This window comes from Roseivirga sp. UBA838 (genome assembly GCF_002296035.1).
Lineage (GTDB): Bacteria > Bacteroidota > Bacteroidia > Cytophagales > Cyclobacteriaceae > Roseivirga > Roseivirga thermotolerans.
The window spans coordinates 90225-108079 of record NZ_DBHC01000010.1 but is presented as its reverse complement, the minus strand read 5'-3'; the positions used below and the strand labels follow the sequence as shown (position 1 = coordinate 108079).

The window sequence follows — 17855 nt, the reverse complement described above, 5'->3', positions numbered from 1 at the left end:
AATTCTCATTCAAGCCTCAACTTTTTAATAGAATCTCTCAAATCTTTTAAATTTGCCACTAGCGGCAAGGCTGGATCATTGAAATATGTCGTCATCATATTGGTTTCCCTCTTAACCGAGCACGCTCGTGCGCAGGACCTGATTTCTGTGGCGAACACCTTCCTCAACGACAAGAACTATGTGGAGGCCAAAGCCGCGATAGATGAGGCCTTTCAAGCTGCGGAGGCTAAACAAAACCCAAGGGCATGGTACACTAAGGCAAGGGTGTATCATGAAATCTTGAAATCGAGCGACCCGGCCATTCAGGAGATTAAAGCCGATCAAAAACAGCTGGTTACCACCATAGCCGAAGCCTACAAGAAAACTAAAGAACTCACGGACCCTTCCAACAATCTTCACATTTTGGCGAACAATCAGATTGAACTACTGTGGGCTGACTTTATTAATAACGGCATCACCGATTTCCAAAGCAGCAAGTTCAGTAGGGCCTCCGAGTTGTTCGAGAAAGCTCAAATACTAAAGCCGGCAGATTCTACCGGCTATTTATATGCGGCCCTAAGTGCTCAAAATGCAGGTCAATACCAAAAGGCTATAGATAATTACCTGGCACTTAGAGATTTTATGCGCCTTTCTAAAAATGCTTACAACGGCCTCATTGTATGCCAGCAGGCTTTGGGTGTGCCCGATACACAGCAACTGGACATTGTGGAAGAAGCCCTTTTTGAGTATCCCAATCACTTGCCCTATATCTTTCAGGAAATCAGCATTCTCATTCGTCTCAAGCGATTTGAAGCAGCCGAGTCGGTGCTTAAAACCTCCATACAGCGTAACCCCAACAACGCCATGCTGGTGCTTAGACAGGCCGACCTGTACGATCGGATATTTAAAGAAGCCTACCTGAATGGCGAGCCTGAGCGATCGGAGCGCTACTTTGAAATGGCTTCCAGAAGTTACGAGCGTTATCTGACAAGCTTTCCAAACGACTTTACAGCCAACTACAATTATTCGGTAATGATTAACGAACAGGCCAATAGGGTTTATGTGCGCGTAAACCTTATGAGCAAGGAAGAATACGAAATACGCGGCAAAGAAACCGAGCAGATTGGCCATGATTGGACCCGAAGAGCACTGCCATATATGGAGAAGGCCCGGGAGGTTAACCCGAAAGATGAGAAAGTAATGAGGGCACTCAAGGTATACTATGAGCGCCTTGGCATGACGGAGAAACTGGCAAAGTTGAATGAAGGAAATTAAAGTAGTTGTTGCTTCTAAAAACCCGGTAAAGATTAACTGTACGGCTGCTGCCTTTAAAAAGGTATTTCCCGAGAGTCGTATACTAGTGGAGGGTATTTCGGTTCCATCAGGAGTGGCCGACCAGCCCATGACCGACAAAGAAACCTTGCAGGGAGCCCAAAACCGGGCCGAAAATGCCAGTAGGCTTGTTCCTGAGGCTCACTACTGGGTGGGTATAGAAGGTGGTATTGATGAGGTACACCAGAGCATGGAGGCTTTTGCCTGGGTATACATTGTTTCTTCCACCCGAAGGGGAAAAGCACGAACAGCCAGTTTCGATCTTCCTCCACAAATTCAGCAGCTCATTCATAAGGGCATAGAGCTCGGAGTGGCAGACGATATGGTTTTTAAGCGTTCCAACTCTAAGCAGAAAAATGGTGCGGTAGGTATTCTCACTAAAGACCTGATCAACCGAGCCGAATACTACGAACCGGCCGTAGTCTTCGCCCTCATTCCTTTCGTAAATCAGGATTTATACTAGCCCTCAGCCCGATAGTCTGACTTAGTAGGTGGCTTTTTTTAAAGGCCTAAACCTGTGGGCAATGGCATATAAAACAACTGCCGACCCTTGGCAGAGTCGGCAGTCTATAATGAGTTTTACTTGCAGTAGTTTACAAGCTATCTGCTTCTGTTAAGGTTATCAAATACCTTAGGCTTTCTAGGCATTTTCTGATCCATATTGGCGGTTTGCATTACCATTGTAGCAATGATCACCGCATTTTTTCTCAAGTCGGCTGCCTGTAGTCTTTCGTACAAATCCATATTGGTGTGGTGGGTTCTTGTACCGTAGTCTATAGGATCTTGAATAAACTGGAAGCCCGGCAAACCAATACCATCGAAAGCCTGGTGATCGGTTCCTCCGGTATTTCTAATGGTTACAGTACTGGCACCCATGTCTTCAAACACCTTGAACCACTCGGTGAAAATGGTACGAATGGCTTCGTTGCCCTGAAGGTAAATACCTCTGATGGCTCCTGTTCCATTGTCCATATTGTAGTAGGCCGAAAACTGCTCGTGCTTTTTGTTAGGCATACCATTGTTCATAAATTCTTTCTGAACATAGTTTCTTGAACCGTAAAGACCCTGCTCTTCACCGCTCCAAAGAGCAATTCGCACAGTTCTCTTTAACGGCACGCCCGACTCTTTAAGTATTCTTATGGCCTCCATCATGGTGGCCGAACCAGCCGCGTTGTCTGTGGCTCCTGTGCCCGCAAACCAAGAATCGAGGTGGGCACCAAGCATTACAACTTCGTCTTTAAGCTTAGGGTCTGAACCCGGAATTTCTGCAATTACATTGTAGCCCTGCAGGTCTTTGGTGTGAAATTCGGTTTTTGTGTCGGCTTCTATTCTAACCGGCTCACCTTTCACCAAAAGTCTTACCATTCGGTTGTAATGTTCCGGAGCTATTTCCATTTCAGGAAGGGGGTTCTCCTCTCTGCGAGCACCATTAGAAGTAAAGAAAGTACCTTGTCCTCCTCCTCTGTGTGTATTGAGCACCATGGCCACTCCTTCGTCTTTAAACATTTGATAGGCGGCATTTCTCAAGTTGGCTGCTCTTCTGAAGTCTGATATTCTTCTTTGGCTAAAAGAACCATCCGCATTACTCACTCTTTCGGTGGTCATGTCTTGCAGCTGCTCTTCCGTCCAACGGGTGGCATCTGCCTCAAAAGTGGTTTTTGCTTCAATGTTGGTGGGCATTAAAACTACCTTTCCTTTGAGTTTGCCTTTGTATTGAGCAAGATCGGCTTCGGAACTTACGTCTACATATATCGCTTCGGCCGAAATAGGTCCGTTGGTGCCCGGTGTCCAGGCTTTTGGAATACCGATTAACGCCTGATAGTATGGTACTGTCATGGCCAGATAAGACTTTCTTACGTCCCAGCCTTCTCCAAACTCACCCCATGGCTCTACTTTCACATTAGAAAGACCCCACTCCTTCATTTGAGCGGCCGTCCAATCGTAAGCTCTTTTTAAACCCTCTGAACCCGTAAGCCTAGGTCCAATCCTATCGGTGAGGTTCCAGGCAATGTCCATTACCTGGCTGTTGTTCAGGCCTTCATCCTTTATTTTATAAAGTGCATTGTAATCGATTTGGGTGTTTTGAAACCCAAATGCGGAGTATGTGCATAGCAATAAGCACACAAAAAATACTTTTACTGTCCTCATTTTATCATTGGTTTTTGTTAAAGATAGGTATCCGTACAAATAGTAGGCTCAATTTTGGGATGTGTGGAAAATAACCGTTCTCAATTGCCTTTCTGAGTAGCGGCAAGTCTAATTTGTTCCACAAAACGGGCAAGCGCCAAAAACCAGTCGCCCGAGGCATCCCACTCTTTTCCAACATAAATGGTGTTGGTTCGAAGGTCATTCAAATAGAATTTATACACCCTTTGCTTTCCGGTCTTTGTCCGGTTTGGAAAAGGAATCCACTTGCTTACCTCTTCTTCCGTTCCTTGAACCATTTGCAACTCATAGATAAACCCGGCTCTCCTCAATTCGGCTGAAGTGGCTGCACGATCTACCAGTGCCATGGTGTTAGTAGTGTCGGCCGCCAGAGCTTCCAGGACCTGGTTTTGCCTCATCAAGACTTGTTGCAAAGAGTCGGCTGCAAAAATATGGCTATGGTGTAATCTGTAAACAGGTTCCTTTTGGCCTCTTTGAGCATCGTAAGGCTTTAGAGCAATTTTGAACTCTGCCACCTGTGACGGAATAGACCGGGCTATCAAACCTGGCGCAACGGTGGGGTAAAACATTTCCGGATTTTCATTCACCAGCAGGTTGGTTCTCCTAAACTGGTCGGTCTTAAAATAGGAGCCCAGTTCTTGCCATACCGTTTTGGGGTCGGAAGCTAATCGGGCAAAAGCAGAAGTACCGGGGTTGTAGAGGGTGTTTTGTTTGTTAAAGGGTAATATGGCTATAAAATAAGGCCCTTTAAGGTGTGGGGCTGAAAAGATAATGAGATTTTCTATACCTCTGGTTTTGATAAACTCGGGAAAAGCCTGGGGGGTGTGCATACCCACATCGTAATTATTGAGCGGTAAATAAGCCACAGCATCTACCCCCACTTCTGCAAAAAACTGTTGCATTTCATCGAGCATATTCTGCCATTCGGTCGCGTCATCATCCATCGGCACAGAAAAAAGTACAACTGACTTTGTCTGTAAAATATCTTCAGGAGGATAAAGGGCTTGATTGAGCTTAAGGTTCTCAAGAATATTTTTGATATCGGTTTGTGCATGGCCAACCAAAGCGATGGTTAGCAGAGAGGTAATGAACAGAAATTTGTAGGCAAATGAGCGCAAATCTTGTTAAGGTATTGATTATGTTTAAGAAAGGATCGAATCAGCAACCAGATAGCAATATGCTTTCTACAACTCCCATAACGATGCAAAGGTATTCAAATTTCATTCTGTTTTCTCTTCTCTTTTGTCTGTTTTCCCTCAAGAGCCAGGCCCAGTTAGATCGGCTGGATACAGAATTTATGCTAGAAGACTTGAGAAAACTTTCTCATGACGCAGCCGAAGGCAGAAGGACCGGAACCAATGGAGCCGAGGCCGCCCGAAGATTCATTATTAAGCAAATGGAAAATATGCGCCTGAAGAGCCTTCAGGATGACTTCAGGCACCCCTTTTCTTTTACCACCTCCAGAGGCGATACCATTCAGGGCGAAAACATTGTGGGCTACATTAAAGGTGAACAACAAACTGCCTTTGTTATAACTGCTCACTTCGATCATCTGGGTGTTCGTGATGGGGTGGTGTACAATGGTGCCGATGATAATGCTTCCGGAGTGGCTGCCTTATTGGCACTGGCAGAATATTTTCAGAGTTACAAACCCCGACATACGCTGGTGTTTGCCGCGCTTGATGCCGAGGAAATGGGCTTGCAAGGGGCTAAAGCTTTTGTAAATGACCCTAGCATTCCGCAAGAGATGATCAAGCTGAACATTAACATGGACATGATCAGCATGAACGATAAAAATGAGCTTTACGTAGCCGGTACGCACCACTACCCTCAGTTAAAACCTATTATTCAGGAAGTGAATGTATTGCCTCTGCAGCTCAAGTTTGGACATGACTCTCCCGACCTGGGCAATGACGACTGGACCAACTCTTCGGACCATGGCCCTTTTCATAAAAAGGGAATCCCTTTTCTCTACTTTGGTGTAGAAGATCATGAGCATTATCACAAGCCTACCGATGATTTTGAGAACGTTAATAAGGATTTCTACATAAAGGCGGTGCACGCCATTTTGGACTGCATTTTAGCCCTGGATGCGGCTCTTAACTAAACCGTTATGATTCAAACACTACTCAGCCATTCTTTTAAACAGCAACTAAGATCTCCCATTTGGGCCAAAAACCTTATTGCTAATGTTTTTCTGGGCTTCGCTGCTTTAATGTTGCTGTTCTATGTATTACTTGTGGGTATTTTCTTGCCCAAAATACTGGAGTCGGTTTTTCCCGGGCAAAGCCCTATAGAGGTGGTGAGTGGTTTTGTCATTTATTATTTTGCTTTTGAGTTTTTCTTGCGATTCTTTTTACAAAATGTGCCGATATTGGCTATTCAGCCCTACTTGCACCTACCCATGCGCAAAAAGAAGATGCTGCACTTTATGCTCAGAAAAAGCCACCTGAGTGTTTTTAATTTTCTCGGAATACTCATTTTTCTGCCTTTTACATTAAGCACTGTTGTACCCGAAGCGGGTTTTCTTCCCGGTCTTGGCTGGCTTCTGGCCATTATTAGCCTTGTTTTTACTCTGCACTTTCTCACTATACTATTCAAGAAAAAGCTTAATGAACAGCCCAATCTGTTGTTGGTAATAGCAGGCCTGTTTATGGCCGTGGGGGCTGCAGACTACTATGAAGTATTTTCGCTCTCTGAGCTTTCCGCTACACTCTTCAATGGTTTGCTTGGTCAGCCTGTTTATGCATTGATTCCATTATTGCTGTGGTTTGTTGCCTACAATGCCAATTACCGCTTTCTGGCGGCCAATACCTATCCGGAGGAGATATCTACCAAAAAGAAGACATCGAAAATTGCCGGAGATTTTGCTTTTCTTAAACGTTTTGGCCGTGTAGGAGAGCTCATTGCTCTGGAGCTTAAATTAATCTTGAGACACAAACGCCCTAAAAGTGCGGTGTTTCTTGCCAGTTTTTTGCTACTCTATGGACTCATCTTTTATCCCGAGGAGCAGTATCAACAAATGAGCTGGATATTCTTATTTGTAGGCATTTTTATTACGGGTATTTTCTTTATTCAGTATGGGCAGTTTTTACTGAGTTGGGAAAGCAGCTACTTCGATTTTGTACTTACCCGAAAAGTTACCTTTCATCAATACTTTGAAGCCAAGTACTATCTGTTTGTAGCTACTAGCGCTATAGCCTTTGTGCTTTCGTTGGGCTATGCCTATTTCGGAATGAAGATTGTCTTCATTAACTTGGTTTGCTTCCTTTTTAACATTGGAGTCAATGTGTTTTTGGTTATGCGAATTGCTCTTTTTAGCCCCAAAAAAATTGACCTGAGCAAACGCGCAGCCTTTAACTACGAAGGGGTTGGGGCAGCCCAGTTCTTGATGGCACTACCGATCATATTTTTGCCATACCTGGTTTTTGTTCCATTTATAATATTAGACATAGAAGATTATGGACTCATAACGCTGGGGGTTGTGGGTCTGACAGGATTTATACTTCGCGATAAGTGGTTGAACTATATAGCCCAATCGTTCGTCAAAAACAGACACAAAATAGCAGCAGGATTCAGGGCTCAATAAATTCGAATAAGACATGATTAACGTAAAAGGACTTACAAAACAGTACAAGGGTGTAACCGTAGTCGATATTCCTGAGCTTGTCATTGGCAAGGGAGAGAGTTTTGGGTTGGTAGGTAACAACGGAGCCGGTAAAACAACCTTTTTTAGAATGATTTTGGATCTGGTAAGGGCCAGTTCGGGAGAGGTGCTTTCTAAAGGAGTGAATGTGAGCCAAACCGAAGACTGGAAGTACTATACCGGTTCTTTTCTGGATGAGTCGTTTTTGATTGACTACCTAACTCCTGACGAGTATTTTGAGTTTGTGGCCTCTTTGCACGATTACTCCCAGGGAGACCTCAAAGAGTTTTTGAGCCAATTCGAAGCCCTTTTTAATGGTGAAATTGTTGGCAAAAACAAGTACATCAGAGACCTTTCTAAAGGTAATCAAAAGAAGGTAGGTATTGCTGCTGCACTTATGGGTAGACCGGAGGTCATATTACTCGATGAGCCTTTTGCCAACTTAGATCCAACCACTCAAATTAGATTGAAAAACTTGCTGAGAGACTGGAAAGAAAACCATCAGTTGACCATGCTTATCTCCAGCCACGATCTTAACCATGTAACTGAGGTTTGCGAACGCATTGTATTACTGGAAAAAGGAGTGGTAAAACAGGATATTCAAACTAGCAGTTCTACCTTAAAAGAACTGGAAGAATACTTTGCGGCCTACTAACGAGGCATAGAAGGTCTTCTATACGGTCACTTTTTTGTCACTTAGCAAATATCTGAGATGGGTCTTTGAACGACTTAAATTCCAGTGCATTTCCGCTTGGGTCTAAGAAGAACATGGTGGCTTGTTCGCCAACTTCTCCTTCAAAACGGATGTATGGTTCTATCACGAAATCGATGCCGTGCTGCTTAAGCTTTTCTGAAAGCTCATGCCATTGATTCCACTCTAAAACAGCTCCAAAATGACGGACAGGTACGTTTTTACCATCAACAGCATTAGTATTGGCTTGAGCCAGTTCTTCAGGCTTAACATGCGCACTGAGCTGATGGCCGAAGAAGTTAAAGTCGATCCACTTATCGGTAGAGCGACCAATTTCGCAGCCGAGTAATTCGCCAAAAAAGGTTCTGGTAGATTCAATGTCCTTGACAGGGAATGCTAAGTGAAAAGGAGTATTCATTGTTTGGTCAATTAGGTAATTGGTTATTCGTTGATTGGGGGTGAATTTACGACTTAATTCTACTCAGCATAGCATTGTTAGAAATTCGTCACTTTTAGGTTGTGGTTGGTCACATTTGGTGGAATGGAGAACGGTGATTGGTTAATGTTGAAGTAAAAAGCATGAAAAAATCTATAATCTTAAAGGTTCTGGTGCTCGTTGCAGTAGTACTATTTTTTGCAGAAAAATATTTTCAGCTTAACGCATTACATGGTCTAGAATACCAAAGGAGAATATCACAACTGATCAATGACGATGCACTTATCGCTAATCAACTATTGACATTCAAAATTCAAAAATTCTCGGAATATACGGTCTACCTGATCATTGCCTACTTATCATTTAAACACATATATCAACCCCTAAATAAAAAGATAGGGTGGCAGGCCTCCTTGCCCATACTTGTTTTAATATCTATGGTTCTAGGGCTGATTTTTTCGATGATTATAAAGGCTACAAATCCCTATTTTTCAATCACTCCTTATAATGGTCAGGTGGCTGCCTCAGAAATTAGTATGTTCTCCCATTTGTTCTTAAGACAAACTATTCACTCTTTTTTTGCTGTTTCTTTGGGGCTATTGATAAGAAACAGTCTTCAATACTTAAACAATGAAAAAGGGAAACTATTTAGAGTATTAGGTTCGGATTTTTGGGTGTTGCTTTATACCGTTCAGTTTCTACTGATTCTCATCATAAATATACTCGTAAATGTTGGTGAAACTCCTTCACAAATCGCTCTAATGATTCCAACCTCGTTGCTATTTGCCTTAGTAACCTTTACTATGTCCTATCTATTTCTTGAAGCTTTTAGCGTAAATGATCAGTTGAGTTTTAAGAACTTTTGGAGTAAGATTTCGCAATGTATCATAATGACATCAGGCGGTGCAGCTATTATATATTTCTCAACTGAACTAAACCTTCATTTTGGTGACCGCTATTTGAATTATACCATTCCATCATTTTTGATAGTTTCAACCGTTCTTTTTGTACTCATTCTATCTGAATCGTTACTTCAATTCAGCTTTTATTCAAAATACATAAGAAAAAATCAAGCTCTGAGGCTAGAACTTCGACACAAGGACTCTAGTCTTTCACAACTCAAATCGCAAATCAACCCGCATTTTCTCTTCAACTCCCTCAATAGCTTGTATGGTTTGGCACTGGAAGAAAGTAGCCCGAAAACCTCAACGGGTATTCAAAAGCTTAGTGAAATGATGCGCTTTATGCTTCGCGAAAATGTGGAAGATACTATTGAAATCAGCCGGGAGTTTGAATATGTGGAGAACTGGTGCCTATATACCTGTTAGACCAAGTACCCCATAAAATCCATAGATATAATATTCTAAATAATTGAAAGACCCAAAGGTCTTTTTTGGCATCTATATAGATTATGAGATAAGAAAGCCTCCGCATCCAGTAAATAAATTTATTCTAAAATTTCATTTTATACATAATCGCAGCCCAAGAGCTTAAAAAGCATTAGTGTGTTTTTACACTATTTTTTTATTGTGTCACTTATTGTTTCTAAAAAATAATAGTCATACCTTTATAACCTCAAGATTCGGAAATCATGCAAGAGGTAGCAATTAAAGAATTAAAAGAAAAGATAGAAGCAATAAGAAGTGATGCAGAAGAAAAGATTGCATCACTTAAATTTGCTATTTCTATTCTTGAAGGAGATAATACTCCAAAGTCAAAACCGATGACTTTTAGTATTAAAGGACAAAAAGGTAGTGATGAGTTATATAATTTCGGTAGACTATCGGTAGAAGAAAGAGGTGAAAGGATATTAAGTATTACAAGAGGTACTGGTAGTTTTTTACATGTCAATGTAATAGCAAAAGAAATAGTTGGTTATGATGCTGATGAAAAGTCTATTGATGATTGTAAGGCATTAATCAGACCTCCTTTAAATGAATTACTTCAAAACAATAAACTTGTAAAATACAATCCTAGAGGTAATTCAAGAAAAACATTCACTTATGGTTTACCTGAATGGATTGATAATGATGGAGAGCCAATTGATGGTATTGAATATAAATTGGATTAAAATAAAAAGGACTGGTATCAGCAGTCCTAAGGGAGATAGCTCAATGGATAGAGCAGTATATAATCGTAAATGCAGGTTGGGGGTTCGAGTCCCCCTCTCTCTACTGGTTAACCACCGTGGTTCGAAGATAGTCTCATTAGCTATCCTAGATCGAGTTTAGCAGACTCAACACGGTTTTTCATTCAAATCTCCTTCATTTAGGAGTCAAAAAGGGTGTTCTAGCACCCTTTTTGCATTTCAAAGATATGAAAAACTTTTCAATACAACAATATTCGAAAATAATTGTATCAATATAGCCTTACTTTATGAATTGAGTAATTCCCAAACTCGATCACATCTTCTTTCTTTCTTGTCAATGTCCAGTAACTAGGAAAGTTAGGGTCTTCTTGTGATTCACAAAGGTTTTTAAGGTTACCCCAACACCCTATAACCACCCCATGTTTAATGAGAACAAACACTTTAGTGTTCTCTTTTCTCTCTTTGTATGTGACCATGAAACAAACATACAAAAATAACCGACAATAATTGTATATACATTAGGTAATACAAATATATTCGACTATATTTGTATATAACAAAACGGAAATGAACTTCAAATCAATCATACAATTCACCCAGTATTTTAACACTGACGATAAGTGTAGAGAGTTTTTGGAAGAACAAAGATGGGGTGACACTCCTGCGTGTCCTCATTGTGGTTCAACCAACGTTGTTAAGTTCAAAACTGACAACAAGACTTATAAGTGTCGAGAAAAAGTTTGTAGAAAGAAATTTACTGTAACCGTTGGTACAATGTATGAAAACACCAAAATCCCTTTGACTAAGTGGTTTTTGGCTACTTATATCCTTTCGGTTCACTCTAAAGGAATTAGCAGTTTACAACTTGCAGAATGGTTGAACGTTACGCAAAAGACAGCTTGGTTCTTGACTCACAGAATCCGTGAAATGCTGGCTGACAATGCGCCTGAGTTGTTAAATGAGGTTGTTGAGATTGATGAAACTTACGTAGGTGGAAAAATCTCTAACAAGCACGTTAGCAAAAGAAAGCAGTATAAGGCAAATGATAACAAGACTATGGTAATAGGTGCTGTTCAGAGAGAGGGAAAAGTAAAAACTAAAGTTATCCCAAATGCTGACGTTGAGAACATCCAGAACGCGGTTGTTGAATTCGTTGAGCCTAACAGCACAATGTATACAGATGAAAGCCGAGCTTATAATAAAGTGAAAGACAACTATAAGCATGATACGGTTCGCCATAGGAGCAAAGAGTATGTTAGAGGTGATGTTCACACAAACACAATCGAAGGGTTTTGGAGTGTGTTGAAAAGACAGATTCACGGAATTCACCACTTTGTTTCTCCAAAGCATTTGCAAAGATATTGCAATGAGTCTTCTTATAGATATAACACTAGAGGCTTAGAGCAAGACGAAAGGTTTGCAGATGTTGTCTCTAGATGTAATGGAAGATTAACCTATAAATCACTGATAAATGGATAATACAGACTTTCAAAAAAGAATGGGAGAAAGAATGAGGAGCATAAGGAACGAAAGAAAGATTTCTATTCGGGAATTATGCCTCCTTACTGGTTTAGACGAAAGCCACATGGCCAGAACAGAAACAGGGTACGTAGACCCAAAAGTAGGAACTCTTAGAAAGATTGCAGAAGCCTTGAATTGTGATATTAAGGACTTCTTATAACTGTTATATTTGAAGTATGGCTAAAGATAAGAAAAGCCCAAAAGAGGCAAGTGAGTTATTCGGAAAGATTATTAAAGCTTCGGTCAAGGGAGATAAAGACAAACCTAAAGACAAGAAAAAATAGTAGGACATTTATTTATACCTATTTTGCCTATCCTTAAATAAACAATAAGATGGGTAAAGAGTTAGTGTTTAACAATATTGTTCTACAATACAATGGTAAAAAGTACCTAACGGATGATATTTACGGTGATAAGCAAATTTATAATCAAGTAATAAGATTTTTAACTGGAACAGGATTAATCGTTCTTGCAGATCTTTTCAATAATGATGATGCAACACTAATATTAGTTAGTAACGATTTAGAAGTTTTTGATCTTAACATCTCTAATGCCAGCGAGGAACTTACCAGAAAGTTCTTTCTTAAGTTCAGACCTTGATTTTTCTTTAAAATACTCCTTTACCTGACATTCTGCCACATCTTGATAAAAAGAATCAAGATACCCTATTCTACTACATATATCTGCAACAAGTATTCGATGTTCAATGCTTCCTACAGGAAGAAATGCGCTAACTCTTTTGTCGATATCCATAACCCTCAACCCATAGTTAAGAGGTGGATTGTTTGTTAATCCTCTAATGTCTTTCATTTTCTTTTTGGTCTAACACGTATATAAGCACCGGAGAACTACATTGAGCTTCAAAAACTAAGGGTTGATGGAAATGAAAAAGTGAGATTGGAGTATGAGATAGACAAAGCGTGTGAGGGTAAAATAACCCCTATGCTTATTATTCCTTTTATAGAAAATGCCTTTAAGCATGGGGTCAGTGCGCATCACAATTCATGGATTGAGGTTAAATTGAGCTGTAGCAAAGAAGCCATTCATTTAAATGTGAAAAACAGTAATCATAAAAAGCTGAAATCTACCGAAGAAGAGAGTGGCATTGGGCTGGAGAATGTAAGGCAAAGGCTTACCATGCTCTATCCAGGCAAGCACCTTTTCCAGCTATTTGAGAATGAAGAAAGCTTTGAAGCCAACCTTAAAATTGAACTCAATTGATTAGAGCCATTGCCATAGATGATGAGCCTATTGCCTTAAAGGTGGTAGAAGAACATGCTTCCAAAATCCCCTTCCTGCAACTGGAAGAATCATTTACCGATGCCTTTGCAGCCTTAGACTTTCTACAAAAAAATAAAGTAGATTTGATCTTTCTAGACATCAATATGCCAGATATCTCTGGCCTCGACTTGCTAAAAGCTACCGATGCCAGGTTTCAGATCATTTTTACCACGGCCTATTCCGAATATGCTGTGGAAAGCTATGAACACAATGCAGCGGATTATTTACTCAAGCCCTTCGAATTTGGTCGCTTTCTGAAAGCAGTAATGAAAGTGAAAGAGGGTCTAAAACAAGCAAAGGAAGACTACTTCTTTGTAAAGTCTGGTTATGAGTATATACGCATCAACTTTGACGATCTGCTCTTTATTAAAGGAGAAGGTAACTATCTAAAACTGGTAGAAAAGGAGCGTAGCACACTTGCCAGAATGACTTTTGAGGAAGTTTTAGGCCAAATACCGGAAAGCTTTGTTCAGGTGCATCGGTCGTTTATCATTAATTCACAGCTCGTGGAAAAGCTGGAAAAACACCAAGCAAAAGTTAGGGAGCACCAAGTGCCAATTAATACAGAAGGATATGAGAAGCTGAAATCACTGGTCATCAAATAAAAGAGGCTGTCTCAAAAACTACCGTTATCGTTATTCCCAGCTTAACTGGGAATCTCTAAATGCTTTTGAAATGAATTTTAGGAGATTCCCGATCGGGGTCGGGAATGACAGTTAGCTTTTGAGACAGCCTCAATATCTAATTTCCTGATTAACCGATTGACTGACTTACCAGCTGCCTCCGGAACCTCCGCCTCCAAAAGAGCCGCCTCCGAAACCACCGAAGCCTCCGCCTCCTCCGCCAAAACCAGAGCCGCCACCGAATATACCACCGCCACCGCGGAAGTTATCCCAGTCGTCATCTCTTCTTCTGCCCATGGAGTTGCCCATCATTAGCCATGCCCACCATGGCAAGCCTCTGGAGCCAATTCCTCGGCCTCTTTTTCTACCCACAATAGCAGGTATGATAAAGAAGAACAGAATGAATAAGAAGAAAAATGGAATTCCTGAACCACCTTCTCCATCTGAGTTTCTTTTTCTATTCTGTCCAAATTGTTCCGCTTTGAATTCTCCAGAGGCCAATTTGAATATGACATCGGTAGCATCATCCAAACCCTTATAGAAGTTGCCTTCTCTAAATCTTGGGTTCATATATTCTTCGCGAATCGTATAGGTTGCTGCATCGGTAATAGAGCCTTCCATTCCATAACCCGTAACAATGGCGGCCATTCGATCATTAATAGAAACAACAATGAAAACCCCATTGTCTTTGGCCGTACCTACTTTCCACTTTTCTGCTGTTCTTTGCGCAAAATCTACTACCTCATAACCATTCAGTGACTCTACAATAAGAATTGCCACTTGAGTTGAGGTCGAGTCTTCATAGCCTAGAAGTTTATTCTCTAAGACCCGTAGTTCTTGCTGAGACAGTGTTCGGCCTGTATAATCATTAACCAAACGAGGAGGGTTTGGCGCATCCGGAATTCCTGTTTGTGCAAACCCTAAACTGCTGATCGATATAAATAGTATTACTAGTAAGTTCCGCATATTAGTTTTTGCCAAATGAGATATCGTCCGATAATTCGTTAATGTCGCCTTTCTGGTAAGGATAGAACTCCTTTAGCCTTTCACCTACACATAAAATGCCCTCCACTAAGCCTTCGGTAAAATTGCCCTCCTTAAAATGTTTTACCATTTTTTCTTTGGTAATATCCCAAAAGTCCGGCTCCACCTTAGCGTTGATACCGCCATCGCCTATGATGCCAAACTTATGGTCTTTAATGGCCATGTAGATGAGTACACCATTTCTGGCTTCCGTCTCATGCATTTTTAGCTGAGCAAAAACCTGAGCCGCTCTGTCCAACACATTGTCCTTTTTACAATGGTTTTCCAGGTGCACGCGAATTTCGCCACTGGTATTTAGCTCAGCCTCTTGAATGGCTGCTTTGATTCTGCGCTTCTGGTCCGATGTAAAATGTGCTTCAGCCATTAGTCAAAACTTACTTCTGGTGCCTTCTCTGCTCCTGTAGTTGCCTGAAAATACCCCTTGGACTCAAAACCAAAGAGGTTGGCATATATATTTTTAGGAAACGTTTTAATGTACGTATTGTAGCTCTGTACTTGTTCATTGAAGTTTCTCCTTTCCACGGCAATTCTGTTTTCGGTACCTTCCAGTTGAACTTGCAACTGTTGAAACTGCTGGCTAGCCTTCAAGTCAGGGTATCGTTCAATAGTCACTAACAATCGACCCAAAGCAGAACTTAATCCTTGCTGTGCCTGCTCAAAGTTATCAATAGCCTGCGGGCTTAAGCTGTTAGGGTCTACGCTAATAGATGTAGCCTTAGCTCTGGCTTCGATTACCTGGGTAAGGGTTTCTTGCTCAAAATCGGCATATCCCTTTACTGTATTTACCAGGTTAGGAATAAGGTCAGCCCTTCTTTGATATTGGTTTTCTACCTGAGCCCAAGAGGCACTAATGGACTCTTCTGTGGTCACCATAGTGTTGTATGTTCCTTTAATACTCGAATAACCGATGAGTAGCAGGAGCGCTACCACAATCAGTACTATCCACTTTTTCTTCATCGTCTATTTTGGTTTTAGTAAAAATTACGACAGAAGGCCTGCAACATATATGCTAACTTTGTTATCGGACAATATGGCAGATAAGCGTATCGGAATGAACACTGAAGACTTTAGAAAACACGCACACCAACTGGTAGACTGGATGGCCGATTACTTTGAATCGGTTGAAGATTACCCAGTAATGTCTCAGGTAAAACCCGGAGACATTCTGAAACAAATTCCTACTAAAGCACCCAACCAGCCTGAGTCTTTCGACCAAATGTTGAAGGACTTCAATGACATAATCATGCCTGGCATTACGCATTGGGAGAGCCCCAACTTTATGGCCTATTTCCCAGCCAATAAAAGCAAAGGCTCTGTTTTGGCCGAAATGCTGATGAGCACCTTGGGAGCACAATGCATGCAATGGCTTACTTCGCCTGCCGCAGCAGAACTGGAAGAACAAATGATGAATTGGCTACGCGAAATGTTGGGCTTGCCAGAGTCATTTACAGGTGTTATTCAAGATACGGCCTCCACCGCTACACTGTGTGCACTGCTCACTGCAAGGGAGAAAGCGACCAACTACAGCATTAACGAAAAGGGCTTCGATGAAAGAAAATTTACCATTTATTCCTCAGAGCAAATTCACTCATCTATAGACAAGGCCGTAAAAATTGCAGGTTTTGGGATTGAGGCTTTGAGAAAGGTAGAAGTAGATGATGGCTACGCCATGATCCCTGAAAAGCTTGAAGAGCTCATTGAAACCGATAAAGCCGCTGGATATATTCCTCTATGTGTGGTTTCAGCCATAGGTACTACCAGCACAACGGCTGTGGATCCTATTGATGAGATTGGGGACGTTTGCCTGAAGCACAATATCTGGCATCATGTAGATGCAGCTTATGCTGGAACAGCCTTGGTACTTCCTGAAATGCGCTGGATTTCCGAAGGCATTGAAAAAGCCGATTCTTTCGTTTTTAACCCGCACAAATGGATGTTCACCAATTTTGACTGCACAGCATACTTTGTGAAAGACCCGGTAAGTTTAGTCAATACCTTCACCATTACCCCAGACTACCTAAAAACCTCGGTAGATGGTGAGGTGAAGAACTATCGCGATTGGGGAATTCCCCTTGGCCGAAGGTTCCGGGCACTCAAGCTCTGGTTTGTCATTCGTGAGTTTGGAGTCGAAGGCATTCAGGAGAAAATCCGAAAGCATATTATGCTCGGAAAGTGGTTGGCCAAGGAGATTGATGCTCATGCCGACTTCGAGCTGATGGCTCCCGTTCCTATGAACACCGTTTGCTTCAGGTATACCAAAGGAGAAGAATCTGAGCTTGACGCACTGAACGAAGCCATCATGAATAAGATCAACAATTCCGGTAAGTTATTTTTCACACAGACCAAGCTAAAAGGAAAGTTTGTTTTACGTTTGGCCTTTGGAAACACCAATTTAGAGGCCTTTCATGTGGAAAACGCCTGGCGATTGATTCAAGAAACAGCGAGCGAAATCAAACTTTAGAACAATCATTAGGTTCCATTCGACATGAAAAGGTTGTCCTTATTGCTATTGAGCTTGCTTGTTATTGCCGCTTGCAATCCGGCAAAAGACAAGAAAGTTGATCAGACAACTATTGGCTTTAAAACCGATGAATCTTCTAAGCTATTCTTCAAAAACGTAAGACAACCATACTACGATGTAGAAGTGATGGAGGAAGCCAAACTGGAAATCTATCGACTTAAGAAGCGAGTTAAAGAATCGGAAGAGCCCGTGTTGAACCTCAGTATTGTTAATAACTGGAGATATGACGAAGCCTACATTCTACTTGAACCTAATTCAGCCGCAGGCTCGTTGTCCGATATAAAGGTTATTTGGGAAAATGAAGATGGAAAAAGTGGAGAAATCCGTTTAGAAGGCGGAAATAAGAAGAATCAGTTAGACTTTGCAGCCAAAGTATATGATCAGATACAAAATGGAAGTCAGTTCTATATAATGAAGGATGGAGTAAAAAAGGCATTCTTAATTGATTCGAAAAGCAGAGAAGCCTTCAGAGTTACCATGTTCGATTATTTTCGGCTAACTTTAGAGTATTGACACACTCACTCTA

20 protein-coding genes and 1 pseudogene are annotated in these 17855 nt (G+C 41.3%); 14 read left to right on the top strand and 7 right to left on the bottom strand.

Annotation, left to right across the window (positions count from 1 at the left end; all coding sequences use genetic code 11):
* Positions 1-147: 147 nt before the first annotated feature.
* Positions 148-1254, top strand: a complete 1107-nt coding sequence (locus B3O12_RS03325; protein WP_286755296.1) for a hypothetical protein — start codon at positions 148-150, stop codon at positions 1252-1254.
* Positions 1241-1774 (top strand): inosine/xanthosine triphosphatase, encoded by a 534-nt coding sequence (gene yjjX / locus B3O12_RS03320; RefSeq protein WP_286755295.1) that lies wholly within the window; start codon positions 1241-1243, stop codon positions 1772-1774. Before B3O12_RS03325 ends, yjjX begins: the two co-directional genes overlap by 14 nt.
* A gap of 137 nt (positions 1775-1911) precedes the next feature.
* Here the strand turns inward: yjjX and B3O12_RS03315 are convergent, their stop codons facing one another.
* Both B3O12_RS03315 and B3O12_RS03310 read right to left on the bottom strand, forming a co-directional pair.
* Positions 1912-3459: a M20/M25/M40 family metallo-hydrolase gene (locus tag B3O12_RS03315; RefSeq protein ID WP_286744744.1), complete on the bottom strand. Its 1548-nt coding sequence runs from the start codon at positions 3457-3459 to the stop codon at positions 1912-1914.
* 80 nt (positions 3460-3539) lie between these two features.
* Entirely contained in the window at positions 3540-4595 is a 1056-nt protein-coding gene (locus tag B3O12_RS03310; RefSeq protein WP_189628838.1) for a hypothetical protein, read from the bottom strand.
* Between the two features lie 83 nt (positions 4596-4678).
* On the opposite strand from B3O12_RS03310, the gene B3O12_RS03305 reads away from it, so the two are divergent.
* From B3O12_RS03305 to B3O12_RS03295, 3 genes are read left to right on the top strand one after another with little or no spacing between them, the layout of a single operon-like run.
* Complete coding sequence (locus B3O12_RS03305) at positions 4679-5584, top strand: M28 family peptidase (protein ID WP_229838510.1); 906 nt, start codon at positions 4679-4681, stop codon at positions 5582-5584.
* Between the two features lie 6 nt (positions 5585-5590).
* Positions 5591-7066 carry a DUF5687 family protein gene (locus tag B3O12_RS03300; RefSeq protein ID WP_286755294.1) on the top strand — a complete coding sequence of 492 codons (1476 nt, stop codon included), beginning with the start codon at positions 5591-5593 and terminating at the stop codon, positions 7064-7066.
* A gap of 13 nt (positions 7067-7079) precedes the next feature.
* On the top strand, positions 7080-7778 hold the full coding sequence (locus B3O12_RS03295; protein WP_286755292.1) for an ABC transporter ATP-binding protein: 699 nt from the start codon (positions 7080-7082) through the stop codon (positions 7776-7778).
* Positions 7779-7815: 37 nt separating this feature from the next.
* On the opposite strand, the gene B3O12_RS03290 is transcribed toward B3O12_RS03295, so the two are convergent.
* A complete protein-coding gene (locus tag B3O12_RS03290) occupies positions 7816-8232 on the bottom strand; it encodes a VOC family protein (protein WP_286755291.1) in 417 nt (138 codons plus the stop codon).
* 161 nt (positions 8233-8393) lie between these two features.
* Here B3O12_RS03290 and B3O12_RS03285 point away from each other — a divergent pair, with 161 nt between their 5' ends.
* The 5 genes and pseudogenes from B3O12_RS03285 (at position 8394) to B3O12_RS03265 (ending at position 12020) form a co-directional block, all read left to right on the top strand.
* Positions 8394-9578, top strand: coding sequence for a histidine kinase (locus tag B3O12_RS03285; protein ID WP_286755290.1), 1185 nt, complete (start codon positions 8394-8396; stop codon positions 9576-9578).
* Between the two features lie 263 nt (positions 9579-9841).
* Positions 9842-10321, top strand: a complete 480-nt coding sequence (locus B3O12_RS03280; protein ID WP_286755289.1) for a hypothetical protein — start codon at positions 9842-9844, stop codon at positions 10319-10321.
* A gap of 29 nt (positions 10322-10350) precedes the next feature.
* Positions 10351-10424, top strand: a pseudogene (locus B3O12_RS03275).
* Positions 10425-10906: 482 nt separating this feature from the next.
* Entirely contained in the window at positions 10907-11818 is a 912-nt protein-coding gene (locus tag B3O12_RS03270) for an IS1595 family transposase (protein ID WP_286755288.1), read from the top strand.
* Complete coding sequence (locus B3O12_RS03265; RefSeq protein WP_286755287.1) at positions 11811-12020, top strand: helix-turn-helix domain-containing protein; 210 nt, start codon at positions 11811-11813, stop codon at positions 12018-12020. Before B3O12_RS03270 ends, B3O12_RS03265 begins: the two co-directional genes overlap by 8 nt.
* 362 nt (positions 12021-12382) lie before the next feature.
* Here B3O12_RS03265 and B3O12_RS03260 read toward each other — a convergent pair whose 3' ends face one another.
* Positions 12383-12670, bottom strand: coding sequence for a hypothetical protein (locus tag B3O12_RS03260; RefSeq protein WP_286755286.1), 288 nt, complete (start codon positions 12668-12670; stop codon positions 12383-12385).
* A 132-nt stretch (positions 12671-12802) separates the two neighbouring features.
* Here B3O12_RS03260 and B3O12_RS03255 point away from each other — a divergent pair, with 132 nt between their 5' ends.
* A complete protein-coding gene (locus tag B3O12_RS03255) occupies positions 12803-13081 on the top strand; it encodes a GHKL domain-containing protein (protein ID WP_286755285.1) in 279 nt (92 codons plus the stop codon).
* On the top strand, positions 13078-13746 hold the full coding sequence (locus B3O12_RS03250; protein ID WP_286755284.1) for a LytR/AlgR family response regulator transcription factor: 669 nt from the start codon (positions 13078-13080) through the stop codon (positions 13744-13746). The genes B3O12_RS03255 and B3O12_RS03250 overlap by 4 nt, the downstream gene beginning before the upstream one ends.
* Before the next feature lie 165 nt (positions 13747-13911).
* On the opposite strand, the gene B3O12_RS03245 is transcribed toward B3O12_RS03250, so the two are convergent.
* The 3 genes from B3O12_RS03245 to B3O12_RS03235 are packed head-to-tail and all read right to left on the bottom strand — an operon-like array spanning position 13912 to position 15765.
* Positions 13912-14730, bottom strand: a complete 819-nt coding sequence (locus B3O12_RS03245; RefSeq protein ID WP_286755283.1) for a TPM domain-containing protein — start codon at positions 14728-14730, stop codon at positions 13912-13914.
* A 1-nt stretch (position 14731) separates the two neighbouring features.
* Positions 14732-15172: a TPM domain-containing protein gene (locus B3O12_RS03240; protein ID WP_189628831.1), complete on the bottom strand. Its 441-nt coding sequence runs from the start codon at positions 15170-15172 to the stop codon at positions 14732-14734.
* Positions 15172-15765: a LemA family protein gene (locus B3O12_RS03235; RefSeq protein ID WP_189628830.1), complete on the bottom strand. Its 594-nt coding sequence runs from the start codon at positions 15763-15765 to the stop codon at positions 15172-15174. Before B3O12_RS03235 ends, B3O12_RS03240 begins: the two co-directional genes overlap by 1 nt.
* Positions 15766-15838: 73 nt before the next feature.
* Here B3O12_RS03235 and B3O12_RS03230 point away from each other — a divergent pair, with 73 nt between their 5' ends.
* Both B3O12_RS03230 and B3O12_RS03225 read left to right on the top strand, forming a co-directional pair.
* Complete coding sequence (locus B3O12_RS03230) at positions 15839-17269, top strand: pyridoxal phosphate-dependent decarboxylase family protein (protein WP_286755282.1); 1431 nt, start codon at positions 15839-15841, stop codon at positions 17267-17269.
* Between the two features lie 24 nt (positions 17270-17293).
* The gene (locus tag B3O12_RS03225; RefSeq protein ID WP_286755281.1) at positions 17294-17842 is read left to right on the top strand and encodes a hypothetical protein; all 549 of its coding nucleotides are present in this window, start codon (positions 17294-17296) and stop codon (positions 17840-17842) included.
* The last annotated feature ends 13 nt before the right edge of the window (positions 17843-17855 follow it).